The organism is Streptomyces sp. GL_148 (genome assembly GCF_057834205.1).
Genome location: NZ_CM174396.1, coordinates 4,857,871 through 4,869,451, shown reverse-complemented (window position 1 = coordinate 4,869,451; position 11,581 = coordinate 4,857,871). Strand labels below are relative to the sequence as shown.

At 70.8% G+C, this 11,581-nt stretch carries 6 protein-coding genes and 1 tRNA gene; 3 read left to right on the top strand and 4 right to left on the bottom strand.

The window, feature by feature from the left end; genetic code table 11:
* Nucleotides 1-47 precede the first annotated feature (47 nt).
* Entirely contained in the window at nt 48-707 is a 660-nt protein-coding gene (locus AC3IYI_RS22485) for a TetR/AcrR family transcriptional regulator (protein ID WP_489405469.1), read from the bottom strand.
* Between the two features lie 112 nt (nt 708-819).
* Here AC3IYI_RS22485 and AC3IYI_RS22480 point away from each other — a divergent pair, with 112 nt between their 5' ends.
* Entirely contained in the window at nt 820-1,476 is a 657-nt protein-coding gene (locus AC3IYI_RS22480; RefSeq protein ID WP_489405468.1) for an NADPH-dependent FMN reductase, read from the top strand.
* Between the two features lie 160 nt (nt 1,477-1,636).
* The gene (locus tag AC3IYI_RS22475; RefSeq protein ID WP_489405467.1) at nt 1,637-3,214 is read left to right on the top strand and encodes a DHA2 family efflux MFS transporter permease subunit; all 1,578 of its coding nucleotides are present in this window, start codon (nt 1,637-1,639) and stop codon (nt 3,212-3,214) included.
* 2,350 nt (nt 3,215-5,564) lie between these two features.
* On the opposite strand, the gene AC3IYI_RS22470 is transcribed toward AC3IYI_RS22475, so the two are convergent.
* Nucleotides 5,565-8,147 carry a DUF6397 family protein gene (locus tag AC3IYI_RS22470; RefSeq protein WP_489405466.1) on the bottom strand — a complete coding sequence of 861 codons (2,583 nt, stop codon included), beginning with the start codon at nt 8,145-8,147 and terminating at the stop codon, nt 5,565-5,567.
* Nucleotides 8,148-9,252: 1,105 nt separating this feature from the next.
* Here AC3IYI_RS22470 and AC3IYI_RS22465 point away from each other — a divergent pair.
* On the top strand, nt 9,253-9,489 hold the full coding sequence (locus AC3IYI_RS22465; RefSeq protein WP_489405465.1) for a hypothetical protein: 237 nt from the start codon (nt 9,253-9,255) through the stop codon (nt 9,487-9,489).
* Between the two features lie 180 nt (nt 9,490-9,669).
* Here AC3IYI_RS22465 and AC3IYI_RS22460 read toward each other — a convergent pair.
* Both AC3IYI_RS22460 and AC3IYI_RS22455 read right to left on the bottom strand, forming a co-directional pair.
* Nucleotides 9,670-9,743, bottom strand: a tRNA-Thr gene (locus AC3IYI_RS22460).
* A 117-nt stretch (nt 9,744-9,860) separates the two neighbouring features.
* Nucleotides 9,861-11,432, bottom strand: a complete 1,572-nt coding sequence (locus AC3IYI_RS22455; RefSeq protein WP_489405464.1) for an alpha/beta hydrolase — start codon at nt 11,430-11,432, stop codon at nt 9,861-9,863.
* Nucleotides 11,433-11,581 lie beyond the last annotated feature (149 nt).

Genomic DNA, 11,581 nt, shown 5'->3' with positions numbered 1-11,581 from the left:
CCGCCCCTGCATAGCCCACCGCCGGGCGCGCCGCCCCGGTTTCGGGCTCAATTGGCCCGATAGGCCCGCAGGAAGGCGCTCACGCCGCCCGCGATCAGGCGGTCGGTCTGCTCCTGGGGGAGGGGCACGACCCCGTAGTGCGAGAGCTGCCAGATGGAGTGCGAGGTCAGCGCCATGAAGTGGGCGCCCGCCAGCATCGCGTCACCGCGCACGTCGATCAGCCCGGCGGCGTCGAGGCCCGCCAGCGCGTCCGCGAGCGCGCGGGAGACCGGTCCGGGGCCGGCGTTCACCCAGGCCTCCAGCACCTCCGGGGGCACGTGGTCGGCCTCGGCGTGGATGTGGCGGACGAGCGCGAAGTGGTCGGCGTAGTCGGTCATGAGCCCGATGACCCGGTGGGCGAAGTCGACCAGGTCCCGCTCCAGGTCCTCGGGGCGGGGCGGGCGTTCGGGGTTGAGAACGGCTTCGATCTGGGCGATCTGGGCGTCGCGCACCTGTCCCGAGGTCCAGGTGACGACGGCGGCGAAGAGCATCGCCTTGCCGCCCGGGAAGTGGTTGTAGAGCGTGCGGGTCGAGATGCCGGCCGCGGCGGCGAGCCCGTCGACCGTGGCCCGGGCGTAGCCCTCACGGCCGAAGAGCCCGCAGGTCGCGCTCGCGATGGCGGCCTGCTTCTCCAGCTTCCTGGCATGGGCGTTGGCGCCGGTGCTCACTTCGCCTCCGAACAAGAAATACAACGACCGTTGCACTTTCCACAACGGTCGTTGTAGTTTAGCGGAGGAGCGATCGCAAGGAGCGGTCGCCCCGCCGACGAGGGGACCCGCCATGACCGCCGCCCACACCGCCGCCCACGCTTCCACCCCCGCCTCCACCCCCGCCTCCGCCCCCGGCGAGGACGCGCCGCTGCGCGTCGCCGTCATCCTCGGCAGCGTCCGCGAGGGCCGTCAGGGCCGCGCCGTCGCCGACTGGTTCCTCGGCGCCGCGACCGCCCTCGGCGGCCTCGACCTCGACCTCATCGACCTCGCCGACGTCGACCTGCCGCTGGTCATGCCCGGCTGGGGCGGCTCCCCGGACCCGCAGACGGCCGCCGCCCTCGCGGAGGTCAGCCCGCGGCTGGCCGCTGCCGAGGCCTTCATCATCGTCACGCCCGAGTACAACCACAGCTTCCCGGCCGTACTGAAGAACCTCATCGACTGGCACCGCGAGGAGTGGCGCGCCAAGCCGGCCGGCTTCGTCTCCTACGGCGGCCTCGGCGGCGGCCTGCGCGCCGTCGAGCAGCTCCGGCTGGTCTTCGCCGAGCTGCACTCCGTGACCGTGCGCGACTCCGTCAGCCTGCACGGGCCCTGGTCCGGGCTCGGCCAGGACGGCGTACCGCGCGACGCCGCCGTGGCCGAGGGCGCGGTCAAGGGCATGGTCGGCCAGCTGGCCTGGTGGGGCCGCGCGCTGCGCGACGCCCGCGCGAGCCGCCCGTACCAGGGCTGAGGGCGGCAGGAGGATGCGTACGCCCCGGAACCCCCGAGGCGCGACCCCGCCGGCAACGCCTCCCGCGGACACCATGCCCCTCCCCGTCTCCCCCGGTCCGGCCACCACGACCGGCCTCACGAACTCCAACGGGCCCGTGGACCCGGCGGATCCGACGGACATGACAGACCTGACGGACCTGTCAGACCCCACGGACCCGACTGAGCCGACGGACCCGACGGACCCGGCGACCCGATCCGGCCCGGCGGCCGGGCCGGCGGCCGGGCCGGCGGCCGGGCCGGCGGCCGGGCCGGCGGCCGGGCCGGCGGCCGGGCCGGCGGCCGGGCCGGCGGCCGGGCCGGCGGCCGGGCCGGCGGCCGGGCCGGACCCCACCCCGTCGGCGCGTCAGCTCCACCGCACCGTGGGAGTCGTCATCGTCGGCTCGGTCATGTCGGTGCTCGACATGACGATCGTCAACGTCGCCCTGCACCGCCTCTCCGAAGCCTTCCACGCACCGCTCGCGACGATCCAGTGGGCGGCTAGCGCGTACACGCTCGCGCTGGCCGCCGTCATCCCGGCCTCGGCCTGGGCGATGGGCCGCTTCGGCGCCAAACGCACCTACCTCGGCGCCCTCGCCCTGTTCTCGTTCGGATCGCTGCTCGCCGCGTGCGCCTGGAGCGCCGGGAGCCTGATCGCCTTCCGCGCGGTACAGGGCCTCGGCGGCGGGCTGCTCCTGCCCGTCGGCATGGCCATGGTGATGCGCACGGCCGACCCGGCACGGCTCGGGCGGGTGATGGCCCTGCTCGGGCTGCCCATCATCGTCGGGCCGGTGGCCGGGCCGGTGCTGGGCGGCTGGCTGGTCGACTCGGTGTCCTGGCAGTGGATCTTCCTGGTCAACCTGCCCGTCGGGGCGGTGGCGCTGGTCCTCGCCGCGAAACTGCTGCGCTCCGACGCCCCGAGCGCCCCGGCCTCCCCGCCCCGGCTGGACGTACCCGGCCTGCTGATGCTGTCCCCGGGCCTCGCCCTGCTCCTCTACGGCCTGGCCCGCGGCGGGGAAGGCGGCACCTTCACCGCACCCGGCGCCCTGCTGCCCACCCTGGCCGGCGCCACGCTCGTCGCCGCCTTCGCCCGCAGGGCCCTGACCGCCCGCGAGCCCCTCCTCGACCTGAAACTGCTCCGCGACCGCACCTTCCGGGCGGGCATCGCCACGCTCGCCCTCTTCGCCTGCGGCTACTTCGGATCCATGCTGCTCGCACCGATGTACTGGCAGCAGGGCCGCGGCATGAGTGCGACGGCGGCCGGGCTGCTGGGCGCGCCGACCGGGCTCACCGTCGGCCTGGTCATGCAGATCGCCTCGCGCCGCGTCGACAAGGTCTCCCCGCGCCGGCTGATCCGGGCCGGCATCGCCGTGGGAGCGCTGGGCATGGCCCTGACCGCCCTCCAGGCCGGCTCGCCGGATGTGGCGCCCTGGCGGTTCGTCACCGCTTCGATGGTCATGGGCATCGGCTCCGGCATGGTGATGATGCCGACGATGACCACCGCGAGCCGGGACCTCCCCAAGCCCCGCCTGACCGCGGCGAGCACCATCATCAGCATCAACGCCCAGATCGGCGCCTCGATCGGCACGGCCCTCCTCTCGGTGACCCTGAGCACGGCGGGCACGACCCCGACGGGCTTCCGCACCACGTACGCGATCGCGGCGGCCCTCCTGGCCCTGGCCGCCCTCCCCGCCGCGCTCCTCCCGACCCGCCGCCCCTGAACGCGCCGGTCTCACGGTCCCCCGAATCCCGTACGGATCCGGGCGACGCCCGCCTCCGGGCAGGTCATCGGGAGCGGGCCCTACCCGACGGTGCACCGGAGCACCGCCCGTACCCGTCGCTCGGCCTCCCGGAGCTCCGGCAGGTCCCCCCGCCGAGGAGGAACCCGGCGAAGAAGTTCTCCTGATGGGCCAAGGTGAAATCGCCCTCGTCGAGGTAGCAGTCGAGGCCCCGGGACCGCCTTCAGTTCCTCCTCGGGCGTCTGCACTCAACCTGCTCCAGGCCGATCCGAACGGCAGCCCGGAGCTGACGCCGGTCAATCCGGACTCCGCCGCAACGCAGCCGACCGGGGGCAATGGCTACGGGTGGTCAGCATGCCAATCTGCTGATCACTCTTCATAGTGGACTGCCTCTCGGGGCGGGACCCCGAGTCGACGGCGGGCGTTCCATTCGGCACTCTTCACAGCCCCGGATCATTGCCGCTCTCGCCACCACGGCCGCGCTGGCTGCCTTACCTCCCACCGAGGCGCACGCCGGTGCCATCGGTCCAACGCCTGTCACCGGCTTCGACTACCAAGTCGGCGGGGTCACCATGAAGGTTCCAACGGGCTGCATGTTCACCCACATCGTCCGCGGCGAGGGCAAGAAGATCACCTACCAGAACGCCGGCGACGACTGCGGCTTCGTCGGAGCCCTCAACGCGGGCTTCTGCAACTGGCGCATCGAGTTCACCTACGCGGGGAAGCCAAACGCCGCCGCGCCGGCGTTGTCGCCTTCCTCGCCGCCACCGCCACGTCCTTCGCCTTCTTCGCCTATGTGTCGGAGCCGGCAATTCCCCAGGGACTCAGTTAAGCCTTAGTGGCCTTGGTCCACTCGATTAGCTTCTGCATTACTTCGATCACCAGCTCTTGCCTCGGCCGAGGTAGAAAGATCCAAGACAGCCAGGCTGGGGCCAGGAGCAGGACGACGATGAGCAGTGGAACGATTCGCATCGCCGATAGGACGTGACGTGGGCTGAGAAGTTCTAGAACTGCGGACATCCCGTTGGGCCCTTCGAACGGAGCGGGGCGCTGCGATGCCCTTTCCAGGAGCGCACTCCTGATGAACCGGCACGGTTCACGACGTCACCACAGCGGCATTGCGGCAGGGCTTCGATTATCGAAGTCGAGAAGAAGCAATCACGCTTCAACAAGAGGTGGCCGACTCCGGAGACGTCACCTGAGGCGCCCATGAACACAGGCCTGCCTAGGCTCAGTTGCCTCAAGAGGCCGAAGGGTTGCCGCAACGTAACAGGCTAGACGTACGGAGAAGTGACCTGAGGCTCATGTGCCTCCCCCTCCGCGCTAGGTTCCCGCCCTCACCCGCTCATGCCGGAAGGGTCCACCCAATGTAGGCACGCTGCGCGATCGACAGCAAGAACCTCATTTCAGCCACAACTAACCTTGAAATAAACGCAGTTCGGACACACCACGATCCACGTGACCCCAACAGAGGTCCACCCCGCCCATGGCAGTAGCCCTCGCCGACGCCAAGCTCAACACGCAGACGGCGCCGGAGCGGGCGGCACCATCACCGGACGCTCGGACCCGTACGTCGTACGCCTCGGCACTGACGGATTCCACGGCGTCTCGACCGTCGGAGGTCAGCTCGTGCGGCAGACTCCCGGACTTCACCACGGCGGGCGCTGTCAGGACCGGCGAGGTCGAGCTCGGCCCGGTTGCCTTCGTGCTCAAGGCCACCAGGGCCGCGGCGGTACCAGGGCCTGCGGCGGGGCGAGGCGTGCGGCGTTCGGTGGTCCGACTACAACGCCACGACGAGCGAGCTCACGGTCGCGGCGCAGCGACCTGCGGCACGTCGCCGCCTCGGGCACAGCGACAGCCGGATCACGCGGGACATCTATCAGTCCGTCACGCCCGAGGCGGCGCGTGACGCCGCCAAGGTCGAGGTTGAGGCAGAGGCCGCTTGGTCCGGAAATAGCAAAACCCCCAGGTCACGGCGAGTGAGTCCTGGGGGTTCTACAGAGCCCCCTTCGGGATTCGAACCCGAGACCTACGCACTACGAGGCCTCACAAGATCATCCCAACCCGTGCCGGGCCGTGCCACCACATCCTGTTTCACCAGGTCAGAGCAGCACGGCCCGGTTCCCGCATACCGCCCAATCCACCCTGTGCCACCCCGTCCGCTCACGCACCCCTACCCCATGACCGACGGAGACGTACGCCCCCTAGGCAGCGCCCTTGGACGGACCGCGGGAGAGCGTGGACCTCCTCGAGCCGGCCACTGGCCGCCGCAACCCTTGATGGTGCTCGCGGCAGTGTGAGAGAGGTGGGCACGGCCAGAGCAGTCCCGCTCTCACCAGTCGAGCCGGACACCGTCATCGCAGGAGAACCGGGCGGAGTGGCAGGCATCGCAGTGCGTGTACCAGGGGGCGCAGGGTTCGCCACAGGAGGTGCAGCTGCCGTGCGTGGCCAGTGGCCTGGAAGCGGCGACCAGTTGGTTGATCCGATCGGCGGCCGCCCGCTCGCCAGCCGCCACTTCCTCGGCACTCAGCCCGCCACATTCACGGCCGAAGGCCAGGACGGCCGTACGCAGGTCCCGCATGGCCGCGGCGTGCTCCTCGGCTTGGGACAAGGACATCCGCTCGATGCTTGTGCGTGGACGGATCAGATGGTGCAGGGCCGCGCCACTCAGGACCGCCCGGCAAACGGCCGCGTAGGCCGGGCGGTCGGCGTCGATGGGCAGGGTGATCAGGCGCCAGACGGTGTGGCCGTCGCGCGGCCAGCGACCGCTGACGCCCGGCGGAGCCCCGACGGCCTGGCGTGCCGCCCGTAGCTTGGTGTGAATCTCGTCCACGGGCATCGGCCGCAGCCACGGACGCTCCTGCGCGGCCGTACGAGCGGCAGCGGTCCAGCCGGCCAGAGCGTGCGGGATCTCTCCAGGCTCCTCCGGTTGTCCGAGGTCGATCCAGGTGGGGCGCAACTGGGCCGTCGTGACGCGCAGGCTACTGGGCCGCGCTCCATTGGCTGCCTGAACGGCCTGGTCCAGGAGCCGGGCCTTGGCGGTGAGGCCGGGCAGTCGGCTGCGATAGCCGCCCACGAGCCCTTCCCCCGCGTCATGGCCCCGCCGCCCGGCCCGGCCCGCGATCTGGCCGGCTTCCCAGATCAGCAACTCCCGGCGGGATCTGCCGTCGTACTTGCCCGTTTCCGCGAATGCCACAGCACTCAGTGGAAGGTTGACACCGTGCCCGATCACATCCGTGGTGACGATCACTTCGACCTCACCCTCGGACAGGCGCCGGATCTGCTCGCGGCGGGCCGTGGGCGGCATCGCGCCGTAGAGGACCGTCGCCGACCGGCCCGCCTCGAGCAGTTCGCGGTGCAGAGCGAGAACAGCTTTGCGGGAGAAGGCCACCACCGCGCTTGCCGGCGGAAGGGTCGCAGCCCGGAACTCCTCCGTCCGGCTCAGTGCGCCGTGTCGGGTGTGGCGAACCACCGTAATGTCCGTGCCGGGGGCGAAAAGCTTGCGCAGCAGGTCTTCGGCTTCCGGTGCGGCACAGACGTGCACGTCGGTGTGGGATCCGCTCAGCAGCAGGCGGGTCCAGGCGTGGCCGCGGTCTTCGTCAGCCAGCCAGTGCGCTTCGTCGACAACCAGGAAATCGCCGACGGTGGGCGCCGCTTCAGCTGTGCAGCACAGCACCGGCGCGTCCGTGTTGACGTACTCCTCACCCGTGCGCAGACCAACCCGCTCCGCACCGAGCCGGGTGCGCAGCCGTTCGTAGATCTCGAAGGCAAGCATGCGCAGCGGCGCTGCGTACACGCCGGTCCCTCCGGCCTCGGCGCGGGCGACCAGCAGGGCGATGGCGTCGTGTGTTTTACCGGAGTTGGTGGGGCCCAGGTGGAGGGTCACCCTGGGGTCGGCTGTCCTCTCCGGGACATGGGCGCGGGCCCTCGCGGCGGCTGCCTTCTCGCGCTGCTCGCGCAGCAGCTTCGCAGCCTGTTCAGCCTTCCGGGCCGCCTGCCGCTCGTCCTTCCGGCGCTGCGCGGCCCGGTGTGCACGCCCCGCCACGACTCCCGCGGGGGAGGGCAGCGTGGTCAAGCCATCGGCCACGGTCTGCTCGAGTAGATCCGCGGGGACGCCTCGGTCGCGGTACTCGTCCGGGATCTGCTCCACGGCGCAGCCCAGCCGTGCCGCCGCGTCGGACGGGGCTACCAGCTCGGGAGCCGGGCGGCTGCGCCGGGCCCTGCGCAGCGCCGCCGTGAACTCGCGGGCGGCCTCTCCATGCTCCTCGAGGGTGACAGGATCCGTGTGCGGGCCCAGCACGTCCGCCAATCTCTCCTCCGCAGAGCGCCTCGCGAGATGGGCGGCCTCGGCCTGACTGATCTTCGTCCGATCGACGGACGGCTCCGCGGCACGCCGCCAGTGCGACCACGCGGCAGCCCTCGTCCATGGGTCACGCAGCATGAGCAACGACTGGGCGCGCAAACGCGAACGGTAGCTCTCGGCCCGGCGGTCGACGCCGGAGGCCAGTCCGGCCAGTAAAGGACCGGGCAGCTGGGTACCGAACAGCTCGGGACGGCGCTCGGGCAACTGGCGGGCGTCGGCGGCCGAGTACAGCCAGACCTCCGCGTGATAGCGGTTGACGTACGACCGGACCGGGCGGACGACCCCGGCGCGCGCCAGCTGGTCGAACCGGTGCCGACTGATACCCGCGAGCCCGGCGGCCTCCGCCGCGTGCACCATGCGCGTGAGCTCGTCGAGTTCACCGGGGCTCGCGCGCCACCGATCCACCTCTCCTACTCTGACGCACAGCTCATCTCCACTCCAGCACGTCCGGATCAGGCCGTGTTCGACCCCCAGCGTGAACTCGTCCCTCCGCAGGCCGAGTTCACGGCGTGCCGCTTCGAGCGTGAGCTGCTTTGCTGCCGTACCGCCCATGATGCGCCTCCCCCGCGTTCACCGTTCTTCACACTGTGACACCAAGGTCTGACAATCAGTGACCATTTCGCCTCCGGAGGGTGGGCTAGCGCTGGCGCCAGGCCGGAGCGTGGGGGCTGAATCCCATTTCCGCAGGCCGTGCAGTACGACCCGGCCTCCACAATCCACCCCGCGCCACGCCACAGGAGAGACGTGCGACCGAGTCGCCGCACGAAGGGACGGTCACATCATGAGCACGTCGACCGCTGGGCCCACTCCTCCAGCCGGGGCGAACGCTGACTTCGCGGCGCGCGCTGAAGCCGGACGGAGATTCGGATCTTGAGGTGCCCCGTGAGGCAGTAGAGCTCCTGGCGACAGTCCTGAGTCACATGGCAGCAGGTCGCACCGTCTCCATCGTTCCCGAGCACGCGGAGCTGACCACAGCAGGCCGCCGACATGCTGATCGTGTCGCGACCGTTCCTGATCGGATTGCCGGAGGCTGCTGAGATCGACTACCGGAAGGTCGGCACACACCGAGACCTACGCATTACGAGGCCCCGCAAGATCATCCCGAACCGTACCGAGCCGTGCTGTGGTCAGATCTGGCCGAGGTCGAACTCCACCGGGAAAGGAGCCGAGTGGACTGCCCCTCGGGACAGAACTCCGAGCCGACGGCAAACGTTCCCCTCAGGCAGACACACTCCACCTGAAGGGACACCGATGAGCCCGCCGAGGCGCACGCCGGCGCCATTGGCTCGACACCCGTCACCGGCTTCGACTACCAAGTCGGCGGGGTCACCATGAAGGTTCCAACGGGCTGCATGTTCACCCATCGTCCGCGGCGAGGGCAAGAAGATCACCTACCAGAACGCCGGCGTCGACTGCGGCTTCGTCGGAGCCCTCAACGCGGGCTTCTGCAACTGGCGCATCGACTTCACCTACGCGGACACCGACAACAAGATCTACCGCACGTCCCGAGGCAAGACGCACACCGAGTGCGAGATCCACCCGATGCGCGACAACTCACCCCAGACACTCCCTCGTTACGGCAAGGCGTGCGCTCACATCAGCGTCAACGGTGTGCGCCGGGTCAGCCAGTGCCACCACATCACGAAGTGAGCCGCACGTGATCACCCAGCCCTCGCCCGACGAATCCGCATGGAAGGCCAAGCGCCGCCGCGCCGGCCTGGCCGCCTTTCTGGTCGCCACGGCACTGTCCTTGGCGTTCCTCGCCTTCTTCCCGGGCCTCCCCCACGTCATCGACTGGGGCGCGATCATCACCTCGCTCGCCGTAGGCGGCCTGGCCCGCTGGGCATGGCAGTCCCACCTGTCGAGAAGACACGCCACTCACCCGCAGAGCTGATCGCACACCACGCCCCTGAAGCATCGCCAGTTCGGACCGCGCGCCGGTCGGCAATCTCTGAAACTCGGCGATGGCGTGATGTTCGCGTGGCCGACGAGGCCGCACCAGCGCCCGCTCCCACACGGTTCGCGGGCATGAAAAAGCCCCAGGTCACGGCGAGTGAGTCCTGGGGCTAATCCGAGCCGCCTTCGGGATTCGAACCCGAGACCTACGCATTACGAGTGCGTTGCTCTGGCCAGCTGAGCTAAGGCGGCACCGCTGGGAAGACAAGAATTTCCCTGGTGGGAGGCTCTCATCAGCAGCGGCGCCAAGTCTACAGGGTTAAACGGGGTGCCTCGGACAGGGGCCTTCGACGGCCCCGGCGGCGGGGGTCAGCACCTCTTGCGGTCCTCCGGAGCGGTGCCTTCCAGGAGGTACTGGTTGATCGCCGAGTCGATGCAGGCGCTGCCCCGGCCGTACGCCGTGTGGCCGTCGCCGTCGTAGGTCAGCAGGACACCCGAGTCGAGCTGGCTCGCCAGGGCCTCGGCCCACTTGTACGGGGTCGCGGGGTCGCGGGTGGTGCCGACCACCACGATCGGCGGGGCGCCCTTCGCGTGCAGCGCCTTGGCCGTGCCGGTGGCCTTCGTCGGCCAGTACGTGCAGTTCAGCGAGGCCCAGGCCAGGCCCGCGCCGAAGACCGGAGAGGCCTTCTCGAAGGAGGGCAGCGCCTTCTCGACCGCCTCGGGCCCGCCGAAGGCCGGGGGCTGGTCGAGGCAGTTGACGGCGGCGTTCGCCGACATGAGGTTGGCGTACTTACCGTCCTGCTCGCGCTCGTAGTAGCTGTCGGCGAGAGCCAGCAGCCCGTTGCCATCGTCGCCGTCGATCGCGGCTCCGAGCGCCTCGCGCAGCTGCGGCCAGGCGTTCTCGTCGTACAGGGCGGCGATCACCCCGGTCGTCGCCAGCGACTCGCCGAGCGCGGGGCGCGACCGGTCGGTCGTGGGGACCGGCTGGGCGTCGGCCTTGCGGAAGAACTCCTTCAGGCGTTCCGCGATCTGCTCCGGGCTGCCCTGGCCGAGCGGGCAGTCGGTCTGCTTCGCGCAGTCCGCGGCGAAGGCCCGGAAGGCGGTCTCGAAGCCCTCCGTCTGGTCCCGGTTCAGGTCGACCGCGGGCCGGGAGGGGTCCATCGCCCCGTCCAGGACCAGCCGGCCGGTCCGGCCCGGGAAGAGGTCGGCGTACGTCGCCCCGAGGAAGGTGCCGTACGAGGCGCCGACGTAGTTCAGCTTCTCGTCGCCCAGCGCCGCGCGCAGGACGTCCATGTCCCGGGCGGCGTCGACCGTGGACACGTGCGGCAGGATCCGCTGCGAGTGCGTCCGGCAGGCAGCCGCGAACTCCTTGAAGGCGGCCACCAGCAGGGCCCGCTCCGCCGGCGTGTCGGGCGTCTGGTCCACCTGGGTGTACTTGTCCATGGCCGGGCCGTTCAGGCATTCCACGGGGGTACTACGGTCCACGCCGCGCGGGTCGAAGGAGACCATGTCGTACGCGGCGCGGACCGGTGCCGGGTATCCGATGCCCGCGTACGCCTGGAGGTACCCGATGCCGGAGCCTCCCGGGCCGCCCGGGTTCACCACCAGCGAGCCGAGCCGCTTGGAGGGGTCGGTGGCCTTGCGGCGGGCCACCGCGATGTCGATGTCCCCGCCCCCGGGGTTCTCGTAGTCCAGCGGGACCTTCATGGTGGTGCAGTCGAAGCCGGGCACACCGCACTCGCGCCAGCTCAGCTTCTGGTCGTAGTACGGGCGCAGCGCGGCCGGGACGGCGGACGGCTCGGCCGACGGCGCCTCGGAGGCCCCGCCGGACGACGCGGCGGCGCGGGGTGTTCCCGAACCGCCCGAGGTGCACCCGGAGAGCAGTAGCCCCGCAGCGGCGATCACGGTCCCGGTGGTGCGCAGCAGGCGACTGGTGTCCATTCCAGGAGCCTACGGCCTGCGGGCACGCCCGGGGCGGTGGCACCCGCGCCGGGCGGCGGGCGGCCGCCCGGGCGCGGAGCGCCGCCCCGCACGGACCGGCGGCGTCTGCGGACCGCCACGCGGACCCCTCGAACGGGTGAGGCGGTCAA